This is a genomic window from Paenibacillus solani, assembly GCF_001277345.1.
GTDB lineage: Bacteria > Bacillota > Bacilli > Paenibacillales > Paenibacillaceae > Paenibacillus_AQ > Paenibacillus_AQ solani.
This window is the reverse complement of sequence record NZ_LIUT01000001.1, coordinates 671,466-694,428: the sequence shown is the minus strand read 5'-3', so window position 1 is coordinate 694,428 and position 22,963 is coordinate 671,466. Positions and strand designations below refer to the sequence as shown.

Genomic DNA, 22,963 nt, shown 5'->3' with positions numbered 1-22,963 from the left:
CGCTTTACATCAATTTATGGCCACACTCCATACAAAACTTCTGGCCCGATTTAATCTCATGATTACATTCAGGACACGCAAGCGAATGGCTAGATCCACAGCTGGGGCAAAATTTAGCATCAGCATCTACCAATTCACCACATTCGCGACAAGGCATAGGAAGCTGTGAGCCGCACCCCGGACATTCGACCGCTCCTGCCGGATGGTCATAACCACACTTAGGACACGCATGATATGGATCTCCGCAATGAAGGCAGAATTTTGCATTTCGAGGCAGAGCATTTCCGCAATCATTGCACAGGATCGCTTCCTCTGATTGTTCTTCTACCTGTGCCTGAAGCGACTGACCGCAGCTCGAACAGAATCTCGCTTCCTCCCCATTCAGTGTCCCGCACTTCGTGCATGCTTTCTGCTTTGTGTGCACATCGTTCTTGTCTTCAAACAATTTGCTGACAGTATCGTGCATGGGACCAACCATCCCAAGTCCCATACCTAACCCCGTTCCCATCACAGCTGCCGGACTGCTTGGATTCTTCGCTGCACCTTCAAGCGTATTAAAGGTTCTTTCTTGATGATAGGTATAGCCGATGATATCCATCTCGGCTTTTTTTGCTAACGCTTCCTTGATTCTAATAGCTGCCGGGTCATTCTCCGGTATATTGATGGAATCGACATAGAAATTCAGTAGAGAAATGCCCATCTCTTCAAATGAAGCCGCAATCGCTTCCATGATGTGCTTCGATATTTCCGCTATGTATGCATTGATTTCGACCACGCTGATTTTTTTGCGAACAATATAAGAGGAGATGATCTCCGTAATATTAGACATCAGTACACCACGGTAGTACTTGATGAGGGTACCTTGGTCAAAGGTTGGCAGCGTGCCCACCATGGTTGCCAGAAATTTTCGCGGATCACTGATCTGAACACCAAATTGGCCGTACGCTCGAAGTGATACGATGATGTTATATTTCGGATCTTGAAGCTGGATCGGAGAACTGGTTCCCCACTTTACATCAAGAGAACGCAGCTTATTCACAAACCATACTTCAGCCGTAAACGGAGACTTCCCTCCGAAAGGTAGATTGATTACATTGGATAAAATCGGTATATTGGCCGTACTCAGCGTATGCCGTCCTGCAGAGAATGAATCCAATGCCTGGCCGCCCTTAAACAGGATAGCCTCCTGCGTCTCATGCACGATGAGCTGGGTCCAGGTGCCTAATTCTTTGTTCGGATACCGCCAAGCAAACACATCAGGTGGCCCTTCGTATTTTACAACCTCAATAATAGCCATATTTCTACTCTCCTTTATGCACGGTTCCTTCCATCCAGATGATCTAAGATTAAGGTACTATTGTACTACTATTGTATACGATTTAGCCGAGAAATGGATGCAAATTTTGGAAATGTATTTATGCTATTAGAACTGCCTTTTAACTTGACTGGATGATGTCCGCATTTCATAACTGCGATTGTAGATTCAAAAGAAACAGATGTGTTCACATGCAAAAAAAATACCGCTGGCCTGCTGTTAGACAGACCTGCGGTATTATGGTTACATATTGGGATTTTAGCGCATTAATAGTAACTGCTGCCTTCAACAAATTCGAATTCAAAATCACCAATTCGTACAATGGTGCCATCCGTCGCTCCGCGTTTTCGAAGCTCTTCATCCACACCCATATGACGCATTGTTCGTGCAAGCTTCAAGATGGCATCATGAGAATTCATCTGCATGCGTTTTAGGAGCCCTTCAATCTTCTCACTGTGTACCACATACATTTCATTATCCCTGGTAATGGTAAAGGAGTTATTGTTCTGAGCCTTAAATTTATAAACCTTACGCTCGGCAACCTCCGTTACTTCTTCAATAGCCGGTTCATCCGGTATGCTCTCCAGGACATCGATCGTTCGGTATAGCAGTTCTTGGATCCCTTGTCGGGTCAACGAGGATATCGGCATGACCTCGATGTCAGGGCGAATTTCCTTCACCTTTTCTTTGAAGGTTGCCAAATACTCTTCTGCTTCCGGCATGTCCATTTTGTTAGCTGCCACAATTTGCGGCCGCTCGATGAGAACAGGATTATAGAGCCTAATCTCATCATTGATTTTTTGCCAATCCTCAAACGGGTCTCTTCCTTCCGTGCCGGCCATATCTACTACATGGATAATAACGCGAGTTCTTTCCACATGCCGCAGGAATTCATGACCTAGTCCGACACCCTCATGGGCCCCTTCAATCAAACCAGGCAGGTCGGCCATCACAAAGTTGCGGCCATCTCCAACCTCAACCATACCTAAGTTCGGCGTAATGGTCGTAAAGTGGTAGGCGCCAATCTTAGGCTGAGCCGCAGACACGACCGATAACAATGTCGATTTACCTACGCTCGGGAACCCGACAAGACCTACGTCAGCCATCACTTTAAGCTCCATGGTTACGTAGCGTTCTTCGCCTTCCTCCCCGTTCTCAGCAAGCTCTGGGGCCGGATTATTCGGTGTAGCAAAGCGTATATTTCCTCGTCCTCCGCGTCCTCCACGGGCAACTACAACCTGCTGTCCGTGCCGGGTCAAATCGCCAATCACTTCACCGGTATCGTCATCCATTAAGATCGTACCTGGAGGGATTCGAACGATCATACTGTCCGCATTCGCACCATGCTGACTTTTATTTCGGCCTTTTTCCCCGCGCTTAGCCTTAAAATGCTTTTGGTAACGAAAGTCCATCAAGGTGCGCAGTCCTTCATCCACCCGGAAAATCACGTCGCCGCCCTTACCGCCATCGCCGCCGGCAGGTCCGCCTTCAGGAACGTATTTCTCACGACGGAATGAGATGAGTCCATCGCCACCGTCGCCGCCTTTTACATATACTTTTGCCTTATCTACAAACATGAAATCACCTTCCTCAAGTCACAAACGGCAGATACAAACGATAGGAGATCTCTCCCGGTTCCATCTGTTCCACCCGAATGCCTTCACCTCTTACGGATTGTTCGATCTGAAGTTTCAAGCTGTCTGGTTCTCCAAAGGTTCCTTCCCCTTGAGCCCATACAATCAGCTCATGCTCTTGCTGCATAAATGTTAATGTTAACTGCCGGGCTTCTCCCCATGACGCTTTTCCGCTCAATTGGAAAGCCCTCACCGTTTGAATGATCGCTTCGGTAATAGACTCTGCCGCTTGTGGCGATACTTTGTCTTCCAGCTGAACCTGATCCACAACTTCAACATCAAGCTGCAGATTGCTGCTGAACGAACGATATGAATGTAAGTAAAAAACCAGCGAAGGAATGCCTAACTTGGAGATTCTACTCTCCGTCGCCATCCTGTCTCTTATTCTTTCCACAGAAGCCACTGTTTTATCAAGTTTTCTAAGCTGAATGTAGCCATACAAAATTTGAAGCTCATTCATCCAATCGTGACGATGATGATTCAGCATCTGAATCGCCGTCTGCTCGATATTCCGAACGATGGCTTGCGCTCTTTGCTCCTCCATTCTTCGGACTTGCCATGCCCCGAAGACAGATGCGGCTATTACCCAAGCCGTTAACACTGCTCCTGCAGCCAAAGTTGGTTTCCATACCATCCAAGCTACCGGTATTACGGAGGTTATCCCCGCCCCAGCTGCTATCCATTTCCAGGATTTCATCGCTTCTCCTCGTCTTTCAACACCAATTGGTTACATTCACCAAATCCAAGTATATCACAGACTTTCGGGGCGGTTCATCCCCCTTGATTATCATTCTTGAGTAATTTCACAAAAAAAGAAGCCCCGGCAACGATGCCGGAAGGCTTCTTCTGATGCAGTTTAAGAAACGATTAAGCTTCTACTGCAGCCGCTACTGGAGCGACATCAACCGGGTAGACGCTCACTTTCTTGCGATCACGACCCCAACGTTCAAATTTCACAACGCCGTCAACTTTCGCAAACAAAGTATCGTCTTTACCGATACCCACGTTCGTACCTGGATGAATTTTCGTTCCGCGTTGACGAACCAAGATGCTGCCGCCAGATACCGCTTGACCGTCTGCACGCTTAACACCCAGACGTTTCGCTTGGCTATCACGACCGTTCTTTGTGGAACCTACACCTTTTTTCGATGCGAATAACTGAAGATCCAATTTCAACATGTTGTCTACCTCCTTCTTCAAGTAGTCAATTCTTGTATTCTTATATACTTGCCGTATGAACCGGCAATACCCTGCAACATAACAACCATGGATTCGAGAAGCAGTTGAACTTGTCCGGAGACGGATTCATCTGCACTGGACGGAAGCTTTGCGCTAAGAAAGCCGCCCTTCATCCGGGTCTCCATAACGGTTCCGGTTAACGCTTCAATGGAATTGACCGTTCCCACTGTAATGCTGGAGACTCCAGCACATACAATATCTTCTCCAGGATCGGCATATCCGGCATGTCCCGTTACCTTAAAGCTATGGATTCCTCCATCTTCCCTGCGTAGTATTTGTACAGTAATCAATCACTGCACCTACTTATGCCTGGATTTTCTCGATGGTTACTTTAGTATAAGGTTGACGATGACCCTGCTTCTTGTGGTAGTTTTTCTTCGGCTTGTATTTGTATACAACGACCTTACGGCCTTTACCGTGCTTCTCCACTTTCGCAGTTACAGTTGCACCGGAAACAACCGGCGTACCTGCTACCAAACCGTCTTCTTTAGAAACGGCCAGTACACGGTCGAAAGTCACGCTCTCGCCGTCACCTGCAGTCAACTTCTCGATGAACAATACGTCGCCCTCTTGAACTTTGTATTGTTTACCACCTGTTTCGATAATAGCGTACATTTGCTTGCACCTCCCTATGTCTCAGACTCGCCTGGTATAAGGTGTCCGTTCCAAAAGAAACGTCCTTGCCAACCCATCCGGAGCGGTTACAGCATGTGCAGCAATCCATCACTAAACACATACCCAATGATATTATCACATTCTCCATACATCGTCAACCTATTTACTCTATAACAGTGCCTCTACCTCCGCATGTTTTGCAAGGCTTGGTAAAAGGAAGCGCCGTGCTCTCCCGAGCTTTTTTACGTGTCATCTCAAGCAGGCCCAGCTTTGTCCATCCCACAACAAAACTCTTGGTACGGTCCCTGCGCAACACATCCTCCATGGCGGAAACGACCTGCTGCCGGTGCTCTTCACGATCCATATCAATGAAATCAACAATGATGATTCCACCAATATCCCAAAGCCGCAATATTCTTGCAATCTGCTGCGCAGCCAGGAGGTTGGTATTCAGCACCGTTTCCTCAAAATTCTCACCACCGATATACTTGGCTGTATTCACATCCATGATGGTCATAGCTTCCGTTTCGTCTACAACGATGGTCACACCCTCAGGAAGCGTGATTTTTCTTGCAAAGCTGGCTCTCAACTGTTCATCCAACCCGTACGCTTGAAAAATGGGGACACCTTCCGAATAGTATGTAACCTTGGGCTCTGTGTCAGGAACAATTTCCTTCAAATAACTTTTGGTTTCCTCACCTCTTTGCTTGCTGTCAATCACGAGCTCATCATGAAGCGGATCAAACGAGTCCCGGATAAACCGCTGCAGCAAGCCTAAATCCCGATGAAGAAGCGCCGGGGCGGATGAATGCTTGGCCTTGTCGAGAATCCGTGTCCATTCTTTTCGCAAATATTCAAGATCTCCGCTGAGAAATTCCAGAGGCTCGTCCTCCGATACCGTTCGGATAATGATCCCCTCTTCGTCCTTGCGGAGCTGTTCGCCAATGCTCTTGAGTCTTGCTCTTTCCGCATCACGCCCGATTTTCTTGGAGACAGCAACATAATCCGCAGTGGGCATGTACACCATGCATCTACCGGGAAGTGAAAAGTGAGTAGTCACTCTTGCTCCCTTGCCGCCTCTTGGTTCCTTCATCACCTGTACGACCAGTTCTTGACCAACCGTCAGCAGCTGCGAGATCGATGGTTTCTGCTTGGGCTGCTTCTCTAGATGAGGATGCAGCACATCATCAATATATAAAAATGCGTTCTTTTTCAGCCCGATATCTACAAAAGCCGCCTGCATCCCTGGCAAGACATTCACTACCCTGCCCATATAAAAGCTTCCAACGACACTCTGCTCACGACTTCGCTCCACAGCGAATTCGGCTAACCTCCCATCTTCGATGAGGGCCATCTGAATGGTCTCATGTTCACAATGAACTATCATTTGCCTCATGGCTTCACCCCTCAAATGGAAGACGATATTCTGTTTTTTTATCCTATCACCACCACTAACAATGTGAACGGATAGGAATGTAGGACCACCCTGTGTCTTCCTCATGTTGTCTACGATTTACGCTTGCCAGGGTGGACCATTGGATGAAAAATAAGAAGAAATCACATGTTGCTCGGGAACGACGGCGAGCAAACTCCCCCGACCGCTCATGACATAAATCAGATGATACTTCTCTCGTTTAAATAGACGCATGATATCGTCCAAAGGTTTCGAAGAATCTGCAACGATAGGCTGAGCGGGACCGAGTCCGTCCGGATCTCGTTCATAAATCGAATTCCGATTGAATAGGAACCGTATGAAACGATAATGCACATTTCGATAATCTTCAAAATTGGAGTAGGCCAAAAAGCAACCGATCATCACGACATTTAAACGAACGCCTCCGCCAGAGAATAACGGCTGCAATCCGTATCCGATCATCAACAAGCTGCACAGAAATCCTGCAAGGGAAGCCCACAGCAGAGTAGCATGGTAAGGTGCCAGGAGGCTGATGACAGCCTGCAGTACTTTGCCGCCGTCCAAAGGCATAATCGGAAGCAGATTAAACAGCGCAATCATAATATTGCCTTGAATAATATAAGTCAGTAATTGCTCGTCTCCCCATCCTGCCCATCTGCATGCCAACGTGATTCCAATCATGAAAACATTTTGCAGCGGGCCCGCGAGTGCAATTCCGATTTCCTTCATGGCGGTCATCTTGCCGTCATCTTCAATGACAGCTACCCCGCCGAACGGCAGCATCTGAATGGCTCGTACTTTGAACCCCATCGCTGCTGCTGCGGCAGCATGTCCCAGTTCATGAATAAATACGATCATGAACAAGATCAGCAATTCCAAAAAGCGGCCGGTAAATACAGATGCCAGCATGACGATAACAAAGAGAGGATGCAGCGACAATACCGTTCCCCTAAACTTAATCAAGCGGTATCACTTCCGCAGGATCGACATCCCGCTCCCCCTCTTTAAGTTCAAAATAAAGGGAAGGAGGACTGCCCGTGCTTGAAGATGCCAATGTGCCAATGATATCTCCGCCTTGCACCCAATCATTCGTCTTAAGCGAAGTTTCCGCCAGCCTGCTATACAGCGCAGTTCTGTCACCTGTATGCTGTATGACAACTGTGATACCGTTCTCCGGGTGTCTCTTGACCTCAAGTACACGCCCGGTCTCTATACTTTTAACCGCCCGCTCCGCTAAAGAACCCCCTCCGGCCTCTAAAACAATCCCTTTGAGATCCACGGCAAAGGATTGGACCACCTTTCCAGACAATGGGGAGACCAAAGAAGTGCCCGCGTTGACCTTCGTAGAATGCTCGTCGGTTTGTCCAAAAATCGGGATAAATGAAGGCGCACTTCCAAAATACTCCTCATACCACACTTGGGCCGCCTGAAAATCCATCTCCGTACTCAGCCCTTCTATGATAAAGGCCTGTGTTCGAAGTGCCCACGGCTGCTGAAATGAAAATACCCCCCATGTCAATCCAAATACCAATACACTCACTAGGATGCGGCGCATCAACCCTGGCAGAAAAGAAGCCCTCTTGGGCGGTTCTCCAGGATCAACATCAAGGGGATCATACCAGCCACGATGCCCTTGCTTCCAAAGTCGCTCAGGATCCGGCTCGGTCTTAGCTTGACGTATTGTGTGATTCTGTATGACATTCGTCTTATGATCATCAAAATTCCCTGATATTCTTTCCAAAGGAACAGTTCTGGACGACGCGTTGGACAGTATTGGCGACTGTTCTCCTTCCAATAACTCTCGTATTCGGGCTTCTCTTCGGTTCTTGACTGAATTTTTGATGTCCATTAGTCTTTCCCCCCTGGGGCTAGTATTCTTTAATCTATCCTATGAGGATATTAAAGAAATTTAGAACAAGCCTTCATTAAGAGGAAATTGAAGTTTTGGGGACACCACAGCTCATGAATGAAAGAGTAGCTTTTAAAAAAACCGGCGCCTCGCGGCACCGGTTCAGATTACATGCTCTAACCCATTCCAAAAAACTTTTTAAATTTTGTGAACATTCCTTTTTTCTGATGGATTTGCATCAAAGGAACGGTATCACCCAAGATTCGCCGGGCGATGTTTCTATAAGCGATTGCAGCCTGGGAATCCGGATTCATGACGGTAGGTTCTCCGATGTTGGCCGCCTTGATGACCATTTCATCATCAGGCACGATACCGATGAGGTCTATATTCAACACCTGCAATACATCTTCAATCTCCAGCATATCGCCGGTTTTCACCATATTCGGGCGAATCCGGTTCACCACGAGTTTCGGTGACTCGACATGTGAGCTTTCCAACAGACCGATAATGCGATCTGCATCGCGCACAGCCGCATTCTCCGGTGTCGTGACCACGATCGCTTTATCTGCACCGGCGATCGCATTCTTAAAGCCCTGCTCGATTCCAGCCGGACAGTCGATAATGACGTATTCGAATTCCTTTTTCAATTCAAGTACAATATCTTTTACCTGATCTGGAGAAATGGCATTCTTGTCTTTGGTCTGGGCTGCTGGAAGCATGTACAGCTCATCAAAGCGCTTGTCCTTGATCAGCGCCTGGTTAAGACGGCAGCGCCCTTCTGCAACGTCGCACAAATCGTATATAATCCGGTTTTCCAGGCCCATCACGACATCCAAATTACGAAGACCGATATCCGTATCAACCAGACACACTTTTTTACCTAACAGTGCTAACGCTGTGCCGATGTTCGCCGATGTCGTCGTTTTACCGACTCCGCCTTTACCTGAAGTTACGACGATTGCCTCTCCCATGTTCTACACCCCTTTAAACACATTAAAATCCCGACCCAAACGTGATATATTACTGATCTTGTCGATCTTCATGCTCCCGTCCTTCAAATATGCAAACTCCATGACCGTTTCCCGTGTCTCCCATTCATCCGGCGGTCTGCTGATCATCTGGGAGATACGAAGCTGGGTAGGGGCAAAATAAGAGGCTGCGATTATAGCTTCTTCATTTCCGTCTACGCCCGCATGCGCTGTTCCGCGCAAAGCGCCCAATATGTATATATCGCCAGTACAGGTAATGGTTCCACCGGGATTCACATCGCCGAGAAACAAGAGGTCGCCGTCATGATGCAGCACCTGTCCGGAACGCACCATCCCCGTCTTAAGTGTAAGCTTTTCCTCCGGAACGAGCTCGGACTCAAGCGGCGGTGATTCCACATTGCGAATCAGCAGATTGCCCTTTTGCTTCAATATATCAAGAATCGTCTGCTTCTCTTCTTCGGTAATTTGCCGGGACCCAAGCTTCACATCCACATGAATAATAGGTCCGGTCAAGATATTCTGATGACTATGCTCCAGCTTATAGCGCAGCTCGCTGAGCAATTCCTCCAGCTCGCACTGATCGTCAAGCAGGAATACCAGGCCATCTTTTATGCCTTTAATCGTCACATGATTGGATTTTACAGCCATAAGCCTGTCCCTCCCATCCCTATACATTTCGCGCTCAAACCTTCAAGTTCCTGCTATTCTAGTAAAATGTCATATTGGGAGCTCAGGATGCCTTCCTTCTCTGGTTCTTCGTAATCAGCTCAATCTGTTTGCGAAGGGGAACATAAATCACCAGAGCAAAAGCAAAATGAACAAGGAGATTGGGAAGCATATGATGAAGCAGCGACCAATTATAGGAAGTCGGATTGAGTCGAAATACCTTATATATGCCAAAGAGCGTACTATCAAATAATAAACTCCCCAGGATAATTATCGTCATCATCATAGGCAGAGGCGCCCGCGGGGATTTGAATACGAGTCCCACCAGATATGCGGATACGCCCATAGCAAATGAATAAGAGCCAATCATCTCGCCGTAATACACGATGTCGTGCAGCATGCCAAAGATCAAGCCGAGCACCAATCCGGTATGGCGATGGTAATAGACCGAGACAAAGAATAAACAAACCAGCACGAAATTAGGATAAATCTGAAGCTGCAGCGAGCTTGGCGTTAACCAGAAGAACACCGTACCCTGTAGAATAAACAACACGAACAACAGGAGGATGAGAATCTGCTTGCGCGCCATCATTTCGGCTCCTCAGGGGTAACCACGATAATGACGTATCTCCAGTCCTCGAATTTGGCGGCAGGAGTGATCGTAGCCGTTCTGCTCTGACCGTATTGGCTTGTTTGAACGCTAATGACTTCTCCGATGATCATGCCTTGAGGAATAACGCCTCCGGCACCGGATGAAATGATCTTATCTTTTTTCTTAATCGGATCATCTTCCGAAATGCGCGTCATAAGCAGCGTATTCGTCTTCTCATCGTAGCTCTCGACCACGCCAAACGTTTTGTCCTCCTTGCCGATCGCCGTAACCGAGATCGGCTGCGGATTCGGATCCTGGGCATCCATCGTAGTCAGCAGCTTCACTGTAGAGGTGAAATTGCTGACATTGCTAATGATGCCGACCATGCCGTCGACCGTGGTGACCGACATGTTCGGTCGGATTCCGTCGCGCTCACCCAAATTGACGACAAGTGTCCGATTGTTCGGATCCGAGTTAACACTGAGCACTTCTGCCGTACGGAAATCGTATTTATCCCGGTTTTTCTGGTTTTCAGTAAATCTGAGATTTTCCTGAAGCTTGTCGTACTTGGCTTTCATCGTATTGTAATTCGCACTCTCTCGCGAATACTGCGCAACCGCCCGGCGCAGCTCCTCATTCTCTTCATAGATCCCCTTCATGTTCCGTACATCTTCAAAGAAACCCGCTATATAAGAAGCGGGCTTATAAAACACACTTTGCACAAATCCAACCGTATCTTTGACGAATTTTTCAGGCCAAGATAAAGAAGCTCTCGGGCCGAGCGTAAACCCCATAATAGCGATAAACGCTACCAGCCCGATGAGCATAATAAACAAACGCTTATTGCCTAGCAGCTTAAACAGTTGCAACACCCTCTAACTTACTGTTTTTCTCTCCCACCATTAGGGGTTTACACGTTTTATCAGATTTCTACCGTTTGGAACGGACGGCAGAGCTGCTCCGGGATTTAAACAAATGAATGTTATCGAGCGCTTTACCTGTGCCAATCGCTACGCAATCCAGCGGATTCTCCGCTACGATTACCGGCATGCCAGTCTCTTCTGCAAGCAGCTTATCCAGATTGCGAAGCAATGCCCCACCTCCGGTAAGCACAATGCCGCGATCCATAATATCGGCAGCAAGCTCAGGAGGGCATTTCTCAAGCGTCACTTTGACCGCTTCCACGATGGCATTGATGGTATCCGCCAATGCTTCGCTAATCTCGTCAGAAGTAATGGTAAGCGTCTTAGGCAAGCCTGTAACCAAATCGCGACCGCGAATTTCCATTGTTTCCACGGTCTCCAGTGGCATTGCAGAACCTACTTCCATCTTGAGCAATTCCGATGTGCGTTCACCAATCATCAAGTTATACTGACGTTTGATATAAGAGATGATAGATTCATCCATTTCATCGCCTGCAACACGCACAGAACGACTCGTTACGATGCCGCCAAGTGAAATGACCGCAACCTCGGTCGTACCTCCGCCAATATCAACGACCATACTGCCGGTAGGTTCCCACACAGGCAAGTCCGCACCGATGGCGGCCGCAAATGGTTCTTCAATCGTGTAGGCTTCACGCGCTCCTGCTTGCTTGGTAGCATCTTCAACCGCGCGCTGCTCTACCGCTGTAATGCCGGAAGGCACGCACACCATCACATTTGGATGACGAGGGAAGATGGAACGCTGCTTCTGCGCTTGACGAATAAAATATTTAATCATTGTAGCTGTCGTATCAAAATCAGCAATGACACCGTCTTTCATCGGTCGGATAGCACGGATATTGCCCGGTGTCCGTCCAATCATCTTCTTAGCCGATTCACCGACAGCTTCGATACTTTTTGTATCTGTACGCAGAGCAACCACCGAAGGCTCTCTAACGACAATTCCTCTCCCACGAATATAAACCAGCGTATTGGCCGTCCCCAAATCGATTCCCAAATCTTTCGTAAAACCACCTAACATGAAGTATCTCCCTTTCTTCGTCAATCTGAACTATTATATTACATCAAGCCCCGTTCCTTCAAACTTACAAACGATCCGTCCCCAATGATCAGATGATCCAGTACGTCGATCCCGACAATCTGTCCCGCTTCCACTAATCGCGCAGTCAGTGAAATATCTTCCGGACTTGGCGTCGGATCTCCGCTTGGATGGTTATGCGCACATACCAAGGATGCACTGCTACATTTGATGGCAGCTCTGAACACCTCGCGAGGATGGACGATAGAGGAGTTTAGGCTCCCCATCGATAACGTCTCCTGGGCAATGACATGATTTTTCGTATTTAAAAATACACAGACAAAATGCTCTTTTTGTAAATAGCGCAACTGTTCACTTAGCAGCTCTGCCGCGTCATGCGGACTACGGATTATAATCGGCTCCACATGCCGAGATGCGGCCAAGCGCCGTCCAAGTTCGATGCCAGCCTTCAGCTGGACAGCCTTTACATTACCAATTCCTTTGATTTGCTTAATTTCGTCAATGCTAAAATCAACGAGCTGCCGGATGCCGCCTGCTTCATTGAGCAACCGCTGAGCTATATGTACGGCAGATTCCTGACGTGTTCCAGTCCGAAGCAATATCGCCAGCAATTCTGCATGGCTTAAAGCGCTCGCCCCATATTGCATCATGCGCTCTCGTGGTCGTTCATCATGGGGGATGTCGCGCAGCAATAATGTTGGCGACTCCATATATTCCCCTCTTTTCTAAAATTTAAGTCAGCAGGTCAGCCAAACTTCAGGATACTCCTTACATTCGGATGCCGTTGTTCGATATATCTATAAATCGGTTAATACATCCATTCCCATTGCAGACAGCATGTCCGACAGCAAAGAAAGAGGAAGGCCAACAACGTTAAAATAATCGCCCTCAATTCCCTCCACGATGGTTGCTCCCAGACCCTGAATCGCATACGAGCCTGCTTTGTCAGCAGGTTCACCACTCTTCACATAGGCTGTGATCGCATCTGCACTTAACGATTTCATCTTGACGGTCGTCACACGATGCGAAACCTGTTTATCACCTGAGCTTTGATCAATGCAAGCCACACCCGTATACACAAAGTGAGCTCTCCCCTGAAGCATGGACAACATTCTTGCAGCGTCAGCATGATCTACGGGTTTTCCCAAGACATGCCCATCCACAACTACAATCGTGTCGCTTCCCACAATGATACCATCTCCCTGATCATCCGTCAGCTTATGAAGAACCGCTTCCGCTTTTCGTAGTGCCAGTGATTCCACAATTCGCTCTGGCGACCACCCATCCGGAGTGTTCTCATCCGCTTCACTAGGCATAATTCCAAATGGGATACGAAGGGAAGCAATCAATTCCTGACGTCGAGGAGAGGTGGAGGCCAATATAATGCGGCGGTTTCTCTTCTCTTTCAAGGGGGTTAATCTCCTTTGTCAAATGTCTTAGAGCCTGCGGTATAACCAAATGGCAGCGATAATGCCGATCAGGCTTAGCAGGCAAAAGTTAAGTTCAAGGTTAATGTCATAACGAATAATGTCAAAATCGGCTTGAGGCGACCACTTGATGGGTGTAGAAGACGTCAGAAACGACAAAGCCTTAACAGGTTCAAGCGCCTTGGCAAGCCATGTTCCTGTTAGCCACCCTAGCAGCAAAAACAGGATGAGCATTCCTTTGTTTTTCTTCATGCATCATCTTCCCTCGCCATTTTTTGACACCCTATTTATTATACGGTGAATCGATAAGCAATACAAACAGAAATCCGGCAGGGGGAACTATTTCCAGTTCCAAGCCGGATTTTACGTAAATTTGAATTTATAGGCCTTCCAGGAGTTTCTTTTGACCCATAACATAGTTCATCATACCCGTCTGAATCTCCCACAAATGCCCCTTGGATTGATTTTTGTTATATTCGAAGAGCGCGGTGATCGAACTATTCATCGACTGTTCCATCTCCGGCAGCACGGTCTCAGACTCTGGACCCAAGCCTGCGGACAGCAATGGCCATATTTGAATCCACTGTTGATGCAGATTTGTGATCGTGTTCATGATCTGAGGCGTCACCGATTCCGTCTGCTGCATACCAAGCAGGGAAACTGATAGTGTACTCAGCTCCGAAACCAGCTGCCCGCTTACCGTAAAATAGTCACTCAGCGTCTGCCCCTCACCAGCAAATGCTGCTGACTCTATGCCCGGAAGCGTGATTTCCTTTACATATAATTCTACACCTTCGGCCATAAGCTGATTACTAAGCAGCTTGGCTTGCTCGCGGTCAGGTGATATTCCCGCGTAAACACGGTTCTCTTCATCCAGATCACCACCGGCTGCAATACCGGACTGCTCCAGTTCCACTCTCGCTTGTGCGGCCCGTTCGGACGTGCTAAATACTCCGTATTGGAGCATATAAAACAGTTGACCAGGAACGTGAACGCCCGACTCAATTAAATCGGGGGTTAATGTAGACTCCATTCCCCCGAATGAATCATCCTTAGCTGGATTGCCTGCAATCTGGCTCTCCACCTGTTCCGCTGCAGGTTTCTCGCTTGCATTTTCACCGTTAAACATAGACAGCATCATATACCCAAACAGCAATCCCGTTATGACAGCAGCCGAAACAGATAAAATCATCTTCCACAAGGAGGTTGGTTTGCGTGAACGATAATAGCTGTGATCATCGGCTGGAGACTCGTATAGATCCGACTCGTACCCATGGCTCCAACGATTGTCGTTCACTTCCATGTCGACGCTCTCACGATGGAGATCAGGATGAAGATCATAATGCTCCTCACGCGCATCATAATATATATCCTCTTGCACGGACGCGTCCCCACTCAGCCAGCCATCATTTTGGTCCAGACGTCTTCTTTCCTCTGCTAATCGACCTCTGGAACGGTTATTTGGCAGGGGTCTCCATTCCGGATCAGTTTCATCACCGTCATCTTCCCTCTCCCTGATAGGCGGAACGACGCGCAGTTGATCATGTTGAGTTTCTTTGGGTGGATTGGGTTCAAAACGAATCGTCATTCTTGCTTTATTCATATCAACACACCTCACTTGTCCCTTCTATCCCTAGCTATATGATCAAGCGAGACAACTTATGAGTATGCCGGAATAAAACAAAAAGGGCCGATCAAGAGAGCATCTTGATCAGCCCTTAATGGAATGCCGGTGCAGCTATTCTTTCACATGAACTAATTCATGCTTCCCTACACAGCAAGACATTTGTGTACTTCATTTATTGTTTGCCTTTAATAGTCTCCGCTAAGGCTGTGCCGACTTTCCAAATATCACCCGCACCCATCGTAATTACAAGATCGCCGTCCTTTAGACGATCTTTGAGATCAGCCAGGACATCCTCTTTGGAAGGCAAATATCGAGCATTGGCGTTGCTGTTCTGGACAATCAGCTCCACCAGCTTCCCGGAACTGATTCCCTCGATCTGCTTCTCGCCGGCAGGAGAATAAATGTCGGTGATAATGACTTCATCCGCTTCCCCGAATGCACGGCTAAACGCGTCCAGAAGGAAAAAGGTCCTTGAATACCGCTGCGGCTGGAAAACAGCAATAATCCGTTTCCCTGTTGCTTTCGCAGCACTAATCGTTGCCTCAATCTCTGTTGGATGATGCGCATAGTCATCAATAACCAGAATGCCGTCTGCTTCGCCAAGCACCTGGAAGCGGCGCTTTGCTCCGTTGAACTTCACAATGGCCTCGGCAATCGCTTCAAAAGAGATGCCGCCCTTCAAACAGCATATTACCGTAGCCATGGCATTGTAGACATTATGTTTGCCTGGTACAGACAATTCTATCTTGCCTAGCTCCGTACCGTTATGAAGCATCGTAAAGCTAACATGCCGGTCGCCAAGCACCACATCGGTTGCCGTATATTCAGCCTCCGAATGAATGCCATAGGTGGTGACGTTGCATTTGAGATCAGGCAAAATAGCCTGAATATTATTATCATCCGAGCATACAACCGCCGTACCGTCTGGCTTGATTTGACTGAGGAATTGTACGTAGGCAGCCTTGAGGCGATTGAAATCTCCTTCGTAATTCTCCAGATGATCAGCTTCAATGTTGAGGACAACTCCGAGCCATGGGTGATATTGCAGGAAGGAACCATCGCTCTCGTCCGCTTCTGCCACTACGTGCTCACCTTCACCCGCTTTAGCATTTGTGCCAACATTCATAATTTCTCCGCCGATAATAAACGTCGGGTCCACACCACACTCTTCCATCACTAGTGCGATCATGGACGAAGTGGTAGTCTTACCGTGAGCACCCGCTACGGCGACACCTTTGCGTTCGTTCAACAGACGCGCCAGCATCTGTGCGCGGTGAAGAACTGGAATGTTCAGCTTTTCTGCTTCGACTCGCTCCACATTGTCTTTGGACAGCGCCGTAGAGTAAACTACAAGGTCCGCACCTTGAACTTGCTCGGCGGTATGTCCAATGTATATTTTGGCGCCCTTGGCCGCCAGTTTTTCTGTTAATTCTTGCGATGCCACGTCAGAACCCGTGACTTTATAACCCATCTCCAGCATAACTCTTGCAATGGCGCTCATCCCGTAGCCGCCAATTCCTATAAAATGAACATGTTCCGATGTATTCAACAGATATCACCAACCTTTTTCAGAATCGGAAAGACCCAGGAGGTTGGAACGCACGTCGGCAATCAGGTACAACGTGCCCGACACCACCCCAAGATCCTCCGCTTCCGTCCGTGACTTCAACTCTTCAAGTGCGTTTTTCCAATTTGGTTCTATGATGATTTGCAGTGTATGTTTGGCGTATTTCTCCCTTACCTGCTCTACGATGTCGGCAAACGCCTTGGCGTCCAGTTTCTTCCTGAAATCCGGTTCAGTCAGGATAAGCGTATCCACTATTGGCAGTATATGCTGCAAATACGATTCATGATGCTTATTTGCCAGCATTCCCATCATGAAGTTCAGTTTCCGATATTTATAGATCTGTGGCAAGCTCTTAGCCAACGATTCAGCACCTTCGGGATTATGCGCACCATCGAGAACAATCCGAGGATTAGACTGCACTTGTTCCAGTCTTCCCGCCCAGAAAGCATCTTTAAACCCAGTGCGTAATTCTTTATCATCCACAATAAAGGCCATATACTGGCGGAGCACTTCTAACGTCATCATGGCAAGCGCGGCATTCGCGCATTGATGCTCACCAAGCATCGAAATCTCCAGCTCCATGTCCCGGAAAGGACCCGAAAAATGGAAAGTCTGACCTTCCTCATTCCCATGCAGTCGTTTATAGGAGAATTGCTCGTCTACGAGATAAAGACTCGTTCGATTTTTTTCTGCCGTTTCTTTCAGAATCTCGACAGCCTCAGGCTGGGTTACCGTGCTTACGACAGGAACTCCGGGCTTGATAATGCCTGCCTTCTCCATGGCAATCTCTTGAATGGTATCCCCCAGAACATCCGTGTGATCCATCCCGATGTTGGTGATCACCGAAATGATGGGATGAACGATATTGGTCACATCAAGGCGACCGCCAAGCCCCGTTTCCCATACCACAACGTCCGGATATGATACCTCGCCATAATATAGAATCGCAAGCGCTGTGGATACCTCGAACATCGTCGGCGAACCCAGTCCCGAATCTGCAATCTCAGCCACAAGCGGCTCCAAGCGATTTGCGAGCTCAAGCAGCGTTTCTTCCGGTATGTCCTCGCCGTTATACTGAAACCGATTGGTGAACTTCGTTATATAAGGAGAAGTGTAGGTACCAACCGTAAATCCTCCTTCAAGAAGAACCTTTGTTAAAAAAGCGCAGGTGGAGCCTTTTCCATTCGTGCCGGCCACGTGAATGAATTTCAAACGACGCTCGGGATGTCCAAGAAGCTCCATTAATCGCTGAATTCTCTCCATGCCAGGACGGATTCCAAATGGAATCAGCCCATTGATCCAAGCTACCGCTTCGTCATAGGTTTGGAACGGAGCTGCCACTGCAGCTTCCGATTGATCAACCATCGTACTCACCTTCTGGTCTTGATTCATCTTGTCCTCAGCCTCTCAATTCTTCGATGCGCGCAATTACTTTACTACGTTTGTCCGAGTAATCCGCAAGCTTCGCCCGTTCTTCCTCAATCACCTTCTCCGGTGCTTTTGATACGAAACCAGGATTGTTCAGCTTCTTCTCTACGCGCTCGACTTCGCTGTTCAAGTGCAGAATTTCCTTCTCCAGACGCGTAATCTCCTGAGCGATATCGATCAATCCGGCAAGTGGCAGGTACATTTCAACACCTGTAACCACGGCGGTCATTGCTTTATCTGGAGCTTCCAGTTCAGAGGAAGATTCATACTCTGACGTGTTACAGAAACGACGGATATAGTCCGCATTACGATCGATGATGCTGGCTACTTGCCCGCTTACCGGTTTTAATTGCAGCTCTACTTTTTTGCTCATCGGTACGTTCACTTCTGCCCGGATGTTGCGAACAGCGCGAATGACATCCATCAACAGATTCATTTCGGTAACGGCTTCCGCGTTCTCAAATGCCTCATCATAGGTCGGCCATGAAGCCAGCATAACGGTCTCACCCTCATGCGGCAAATGCTGCCAGATTTCTTCGGAGATGAAAGGCATGAATGGATGGATCAAGCGCATCGTGCGGTCCAGTACATAAGCCAGTACCGATTGCGTTTTTTTCTTAGCTGCTTGATCTTCGCCGTACAAGGACAGCTTGGCAAACTCAATATACCAGTCACACAGATCATCCCAGATGAAATTGTAGAGCAATCGACCGGTTTCGCCAAATTCGTAGGCATCAATAAGACGCGTAATGTCACGAGAAGTTTCGTTCAGACGATGTAAAATCCACCGATCTGCTGTTCCCAGCTCCCCAGAAATGTCGATATCTGCGGTTGTAAAGCCATCCAGATTCATCAAGGCAAAACGTGAAGCGTTCCAGATCTTGTTCGCGAAGTTACGCGCTTGTTCCACGCGTTCCCAGCGGAACCGAAGATCCTGACCCGGCGTACTGCTGGTCGATATCATATAGCGCATGGCATCTGCGCCATACTGTTCAATAACCTCCAGCGGGTCGATACCGTTGCCGAGGGACTTGGACATTTTGCGGCCTTCGCTATCCCGTACCAGACCATGGATAAGCGTATCTTTAAACGGCATTTGACCCGTAAATTCAAGCCCTTGGAAGATCATGCGTGATACCCAGAACGGAATAATATCATAACCCGTTACGAGCACGCTTGTCGGGTAATAACGTTTGAAATCCTCGCTGTCCAGGTTCGGCCAGCCCATAGTCGAGAACGGCCACAAAGCAGAACTGAACCAGGTATCCAGCACATCTTCATCCTGTCTCAGATCATCCTTGCCAAGCTTCGCACGCGCCTCTTCTTCATTCATGGCGACAACCACTTCGCCGGTAGATTCAGAATACCAGGCCGGAATTCGATGCCCCCACCACAATTGACGGGAAATACACCAATCACGAACATTCTCCATCCAATGCAGGTAGGTTCTCTCAAACCGGTCAGGCACAAAGTTAACGCCCTTGCCGGATTTCTGTGCATCAACAGCTGCTTCGGCAAGCGGCTGCATCTTAACGAACCACTGCGTGGACAGATAAGGCTCAACTACCGCGCCGGATCTTTCGCTATGACCAACCTGGTGGACGTGGTCTTCGATACGAAGAAGTACACCCGATTCCTTCATGTCGCTTACGATCTGCTTGCGGCATTCGCTCCGGTCAAGGCCTTGATACTTACCTGCGAATTCATTCATCGTCCCGGACTCATCCATTACTGTAATTTGCGGCAGATCATGTCTAAGACCCATCTCGAAGTCATTCGGATCATGGGCAGGCGTGATTTTAACAGCACCGCTTCCAAAATCTTTCTCAACATATTCATCAGCGATGACCGGAATTTCTCGGCCTACTATCGGCAGAACCAAGGTCTTGCCAATCATATCTTTATAACGCTCATCCTCAGGATGTACAGCAACCGCCGTATCGCCAAGCATGGTCTCCGGACGCGTCGTTGCCACGGTTATGAAGCCACTGCCGTCTTTCAGGGGATATTGCAGATGGTACAAATGACCGTTTACTTCCTTGTACTCCACTTCAATATCGGACAAAGCCGTGCGTGCAGCCGGATCCCAGTTAATGATGCGTTTGCCGCGGTATATGAGCCCCTTATCATAGAGCTTAACGAATACTTCCCGAACCGCTTCTGACAACCCTTCATCGAGGGTGAAACGTTCTCTGGAGTAATCCAGGGACAAGCCGATCTTGGACCATTGGTCACGAATCGTATTCGCGTACAGGTCTTTCCATTCCCATACTTTCTCCAGAAACTTCTCGCGTCCCAGATCATAACGGGTAACGCCTTCTTCCCGGAGCTTCTGCTCAACTTTGGTTTGTGTCGCAATGCCCGCATGGTCAGAACCTGGCAGCCACAATGCATCATAGCCTTGCATCCGCTTCACGCGGATCAGAATATCCTGCAATGTGAAGTCAAGCGCGTGACCGATATGAAGCATCCCCGTCACATTGGGAGGAGGAATAACAATGGTATAGGGCTCCGCGTCCGGTCGTTTGCCGGCTTCAAAGAAGCCGCCTTCCTTCCAATACGGATACCATTTTTGTTCCGCTGCCTTAGGATCATATGTCGTTGGCATTTCTAATTGGGATTGGTTTTGTTTTTGTTCCATATTTTCGTACCTCCGATACGGTTCATCAGTTTGGCCAAGCCAGAATATTGTTATCTCCAAGCGTGGCATAAAAAGAAAGTATAGCGTGAAACAAAAAAAGCCCTTCGTCCTCAAAGGACGAAAGACTGTTCTCTCGCGGTACCACCTTTGTTTCGTGCTTACATGGTTCATCAACCGTTGTCCTTCCACGGTGTACATGAAAGGCTTCCGGTCAAGCACGACACTTTACGCAGATAACGGCTGCGGCCGGCGAACTCTAACCAGGGTAGCGATTAATTCCCTACTCTCTCTCAAGTCCGCAACTCCGGGGCGACTTCGGTAAGCTGGTTCCTGCGGAATCTCACAGCGCTCGGTAGCAATTCCGCTCTCTGAAGGCCATACCTTCCTACTCTTCCCGTTCAACGTTATTCAAGCTTTTGAAATACCTGTACATATTCTATTCAAATATACCGTGGTTGTTGCATATAGTCAATATTTCGAGTGTTTCCAAACGATTTTGACATCATACCTGCTGCAGCAAATAAATATCATCTGACAAAATTAGTCTTTTTACACACAAACGAAGAGCAGGCCAAGAAATATCCTTGACCTGCTCCTATACAAAAATCTGTATCTTCAAGCATTTATTGCGGAATATATAATACCTGTCCTTCCTCCACCGTCTGCTCGGACATCCGATTATATAACAAAAGCTCTCGCGGCGTTAGTTGGTACCGCTCTGCTATCAAATCAAGTGTCTCCTCACGCTGAACAATGCACATCCGTACCTTGCGGAACGGCGTATCCTCACGACGGCTGCCCAAAAACAGACTTTTCCATTCCACATCCTCAGTCAATGCAGGCTCTGCCAGCTCATCCTTTTCCACTTCCTCGTCACGGGCAGCTTGATCCTGATCCTGAACTGTTCTGCTCGATTGAAGCAACGAAGAGAAGCCTAAGCCCGATGTGCTGTTAGTTAAGCTGCTGTCCTTGGTGCTGAAAGCGACCTTTAACTCCGGCTTAGCCGGAACCTCATCCGCTTTAATGGAAGCTTCCTCGGCTGCTGTCTCTGCAGTCAAGGTCCCTTCTGCGAAGACGGCTTCCGCTTCCTCCGTGACTCCAGATTCGAGTACAGGTAAGGCTTCCACCTCTTCTTCTTTTCGCTCTGCAATACCTGGAAAATCAGCTGTGGACTCTTCCTGAAGCGCCTCCGGCTGACTAGTGTTCCGCTCGAATTGCCATACACTTGGAATCGAAGGCTCAGCTGTCTGAGTGTCCGTCTCGTTATGTAAGACATATTCGATTGAATCAGGGGCTTCCGGCGCATCCGAGAAGCTTGCTGCATTATCAGCATCCTCTGAATTACGGGTTTGCTTCTCAAATTGTGACCAGGACGTCAGATACTGCTGTGTTCGAACGTCAGCCTGGCTCTCCTGGGTTTGGGATTGGGCTTCACTAAAGTAAGAAGGGGAATCTGTATGAGATTCAGCATCATCTCTTTCGCCTTGAAGTTGTTCATACGGATTGGCTGCGGTCTGCTGTTCGGTGTTAGGATAAAAATCAGGCGTTTCAGGAGCATGTACCACTGTGAATTCCTCATTGGCCCATCCTTGGTCTCGGCCCCCCGGAGCAGCTGCCTGAATTCCTTTAAGAGATAAAACACCTGTAATGTTCAAGCTGCGTTTAGATAATAGATCAACATCAAAATTCTCAATCTCGACCGCGATATCATCCAATGAGGATACACGATTCATAGGGACTGTGATTTCGACAGGAATCCAGTGTTCAAGCGGTTCCGTTTCCCCTGCTTCAGTGTCCCCTTTATACAGGCCTGCAAGAAGCAGATGCCCTCGCAGCGTGGCCTGATCCTGCTGGCTGATCACCTGGATATGCGGAATCAACTCCGCCTCTTCCAATTCATCAATTCCCGGTAAATCTTCCGTTAAAATAATTCGCTCGTAAATGTCGAACCGCAATCCGTAGGACTGGTCAAACACG

Annotated in this window: 22 protein-coding genes and 1 other annotated feature; all 22 genes read right to left on the bottom strand. The window is 48.1% G+C overall.

Going from position 1 to position 22,963, the window contains the following annotated elements:
• Positions 1 to 4 precede the first annotated feature (4 nt).
• The gene (locus AM231_RS03005) at positions 5 to 1,297 is read right to left on the bottom strand and encodes an SPFH domain-containing protein (RefSeq protein WP_054401293.1); all 1,293 of its coding nucleotides are present in this window, start codon (positions 1,295 to 1,297) and stop codon (positions 5 to 7) included.
• 284 nt (positions 1,298 to 1,581) lie between these two features.
• Entirely contained in the window at positions 1,582 to 2,892 is a 1,311-nt protein-coding gene (gene obgE / locus AM231_RS03000; protein WP_053489377.1) for a GTPase ObgE, read from the bottom strand.
• 13 nt (positions 2,893 to 2,905) lie between these two features.
• Positions 2,906 to 3,646, bottom strand: a complete 741-nt coding sequence (locus AM231_RS29820; RefSeq protein ID WP_242615060.1) for a Spo0B domain-containing protein — start codon at positions 3,644 to 3,646, stop codon at positions 2,906 to 2,908.
• Positions 3,647 to 3,816: 170 nt separating this feature from the next.
• Positions 3,817 to 4,128: a 50S ribosomal protein L27 gene (gene rpmA, locus AM231_RS02990; RefSeq protein ID WP_053489378.1), complete on the bottom strand. Its 312-nt coding sequence runs from the start codon at positions 4,126 to 4,128 to the stop codon at positions 3,817 to 3,819.
• A gap of 17 nt (positions 4,129 to 4,145) precedes the next feature.
• Positions 4,146 to 4,478, bottom strand: a complete 333-nt coding sequence (locus AM231_RS02985; protein WP_054401292.1) for a ribosomal-processing cysteine protease Prp — start codon at positions 4,476 to 4,478, stop codon at positions 4,146 to 4,148.
• Positions 4,479 to 4,491: 13 nt separating this feature from the next.
• Entirely contained in the window at positions 4,492 to 4,803 is a 312-nt protein-coding gene (gene rplU, locus AM231_RS02980) for a 50S ribosomal protein L21 (RefSeq protein ID WP_006208810.1), read from the bottom strand.
• A 163-nt stretch (positions 4,804 to 4,966) separates the two neighbouring features.
• Positions 4,967 to 6,199 carry an Rne/Rng family ribonuclease gene (locus AM231_RS02975; RefSeq protein ID WP_054401291.1) on the bottom strand — a complete coding sequence of 411 codons (1,233 nt, stop codon included), beginning with the start codon at positions 6,197 to 6,199 and terminating at the stop codon, positions 4,967 to 4,969.
• A gap of 117 nt (positions 6,200 to 6,316) precedes the next feature.
• Positions 6,317 to 7,180, bottom strand: coding sequence for a M50 family metallopeptidase (locus AM231_RS02970; protein WP_054401290.1), 864 nt, complete (start codon positions 7,178 to 7,180; stop codon positions 6,317 to 6,319).
• Positions 7,173 to 8,066: a M23 family metallopeptidase gene (locus AM231_RS02965; protein ID WP_054401289.1), complete on the bottom strand. Its 894-nt coding sequence runs from the start codon at positions 8,064 to 8,066 to the stop codon at positions 7,173 to 7,175. The genes AM231_RS02970 and AM231_RS02965 overlap by 8 nt, the downstream gene beginning before the upstream one ends.
• A gap of 176 nt (positions 8,067 to 8,242) precedes the next feature.
• A complete protein-coding gene (minD, locus tag AM231_RS02960; protein ID WP_053489383.1) occupies positions 8,243 to 9,037 on the bottom strand; it encodes a septum site-determining protein MinD in 795 nt (264 codons plus the stop codon).
• Between the two features lie 3 nt (positions 9,038 to 9,040).
• Positions 9,041 to 9,703 (bottom strand): septum site-determining protein MinC, encoded by a 663-nt coding sequence (gene minC, locus AM231_RS02955; protein WP_054401288.1) that lies wholly within the window; start codon positions 9,701 to 9,703, stop codon positions 9,041 to 9,043.
• An 82-nt stretch (positions 9,704 to 9,785) separates the two neighbouring features.
• A complete protein-coding gene (mreD, locus tag AM231_RS02950; protein WP_054401287.1) occupies positions 9,786 to 10,313 on the bottom strand; it encodes a rod shape-determining protein MreD in 528 nt (175 codons plus the stop codon).
• On the bottom strand, positions 10,310 to 11,185 hold the full coding sequence (gene mreC, locus AM231_RS02945; protein ID WP_054401286.1) for a rod shape-determining protein MreC: 876 nt from the start codon (positions 11,183 to 11,185) through the stop codon (positions 10,310 to 10,312). Before mreC ends, mreD begins: the two co-directional genes overlap by 4 nt.
• Before the next feature lie 58 nt (positions 11,186 to 11,243).
• The gene (locus AM231_RS02940) at positions 11,244 to 12,278 is read right to left on the bottom strand and encodes a rod shape-determining protein (RefSeq protein WP_053489387.1); all 1,035 of its coding nucleotides are present in this window, start codon (positions 12,276 to 12,278) and stop codon (positions 11,244 to 11,246) included.
• Positions 12,279 to 12,316: 38 nt separating this feature from the next.
• A complete protein-coding gene (radC, locus tag AM231_RS02935) occupies positions 12,317 to 13,006 on the bottom strand; it encodes a RadC family protein (protein ID WP_054401285.1) in 690 nt (229 codons plus the stop codon).
• 87 nt (positions 13,007 to 13,093) lie between these two features.
• On the bottom strand, positions 13,094 to 13,705 hold the full coding sequence (locus tag AM231_RS02930; RefSeq protein WP_054401284.1) for a Maf family protein: 612 nt from the start codon (positions 13,703 to 13,705) through the stop codon (positions 13,094 to 13,096).
• A gap of 27 nt (positions 13,706 to 13,732) precedes the next feature.
• Complete coding sequence (locus tag AM231_RS02925) at positions 13,733 to 13,975, bottom strand: DUF4321 domain-containing protein (protein ID WP_053489390.1); 243 nt, start codon at positions 13,973 to 13,975, stop codon at positions 13,733 to 13,735.
• 127 nt (positions 13,976 to 14,102) lie between these two features.
• A complete protein-coding gene (locus tag AM231_RS02920) occupies positions 14,103 to 15,326 on the bottom strand; it encodes an SPOR domain-containing protein (RefSeq protein ID WP_054401283.1) in 1,224 nt (407 codons plus the stop codon).
• A 196-nt stretch (positions 15,327 to 15,522) separates the two neighbouring features.
• On the bottom strand, positions 15,523 to 16,899 hold the full coding sequence (gene murC, locus AM231_RS02915) for a UDP-N-acetylmuramate--L-alanine ligase (RefSeq protein ID WP_054401282.1): 1,377 nt from the start codon (positions 16,897 to 16,899) through the stop codon (positions 15,523 to 15,525).
• A 6-nt stretch (positions 16,900 to 16,905) separates the two neighbouring features.
• The gene (locus AM231_RS02910) at positions 16,906 to 18,282 is read right to left on the bottom strand and encodes a bifunctional folylpolyglutamate synthase/dihydrofolate synthase (RefSeq protein WP_207383593.1); all 1,377 of its coding nucleotides are present in this window, start codon (positions 18,280 to 18,282) and stop codon (positions 16,906 to 16,908) included.
• Positions 18,283 to 18,316: 34 nt separating this feature from the next.
• Entirely contained in the window at positions 18,317 to 20,986 is a 2,670-nt protein-coding gene (locus AM231_RS02905) for a valine--tRNA ligase (protein ID WP_054401280.1), read from the bottom strand.
• A gap of 110 nt (positions 20,987 to 21,096) precedes the next feature.
• Positions 21,097 to 21,397 (bottom strand) — a binding site (T-box leader).
• Positions 21,398 to 21,609: 212 nt separating this feature from the next.
• Complete coding sequence (locus AM231_RS02900; RefSeq protein WP_054401279.1) at positions 21,610 to 22,962, bottom strand: LysM peptidoglycan-binding domain-containing protein; 1,353 nt, start codon at positions 22,960 to 22,962, stop codon at positions 21,610 to 21,612.
• Position 22,963: the final 1 nt, after the last annotated feature.

Bases quoted from the DNA above. Each gene is read 5' to 3' on its own strand.
- AM231_RS03005 (WP_054401293.1), bottom strand. From the start codon at position 1,297: ATGGCTATTATTGAGGTTGTAAAATACGAAGGGCCACCTGATGTGTTT.
- obgE (WP_053489377.1), bottom strand. From the start codon at position 2,892: ATGTTTGTAGATAAGGCAAAAGTATATGTAAAAGGCGGCGACGGTGGC.
- AM231_RS29820 (WP_242615060.1), bottom strand. From the start codon at position 3,646: ATGAAATCCTGGAAATGGATAGCAGCTGGGGCGGGGATAACCTCCGTA.
- rpmA (WP_053489378.1), bottom strand. From the start codon at position 4,128: ATGTTGAAATTGGATCTTCAGTTATTCGCATCGAAAAAAGGTGTAGGT.
- rplU (WP_006208810.1), bottom strand. From the start codon at position 4,803: ATGTACGCTATTATCGAAACAGGTGGTAAACAATACAAAGTTCAAGAG.
- AM231_RS02975 (WP_054401291.1), bottom strand. From the start codon at position 6,199: ATGAGGCAAATGATAGTTCATTGTGAACATGAGACCATTCAGATGGCC.
- AM231_RS02965 (WP_054401289.1), bottom strand. From the start codon at position 8,066: ATGGACATCAAAAATTCAGTCAAGAACCGAAGAGAAGCCCGAATACGA.
- minD (WP_053489383.1), bottom strand. From the start codon at position 9,037: ATGGGAGAGGCAATCGTCGTAACTTCAGGTAAAGGCGGAGTCGGTAAA.
- minC (WP_054401288.1), bottom strand. From the start codon at position 9,703: ATGGCTGTAAAATCCAATCATGTGACGATTAAAGGCATAAAAGATGGC.
- mreD (WP_054401287.1), bottom strand. From the start codon at position 10,313: ATGATGGCGCGCAAGCAGATTCTCATCCTCCTGTTGTTCGTGTTGTTT.
- AM231_RS02940 (WP_053489387.1), bottom strand. From the start codon at position 12,278: ATGTTAGGTGGTTTTACGAAAGATTTGGGAATCGATTTGGGGACGGCC.
- radC (WP_054401285.1), bottom strand. From the start codon at position 13,006: ATGGAGTCGCCAACATTATTGCTGCGCGACATCCCCCATGATGAACGA.
- AM231_RS02925 (WP_053489390.1), bottom strand. From the start codon at position 13,975: ATGAAGAAAAACAAAGGAATGCTCATCCTGTTTTTGCTGCTAGGGTGG.
- AM231_RS02920 (WP_054401283.1), bottom strand. From the start codon at position 15,326: ATGAATAAAGCAAGAATGACGATTCGTTTTGAACCCAATCCACCCAAA.
- AM231_RS02910 (WP_207383593.1), bottom strand. From the start codon at position 18,282: ATGGTTGATCAATCGGAAGCTGCAGTGGCAGCTCCGTTCCAAACCTAT.
- AM231_RS02905 (WP_054401280.1), bottom strand. From the start codon at position 20,986: ATGGAACAAAAACAAAACCAATCCCAATTAGAAATGCCAACGACATAT.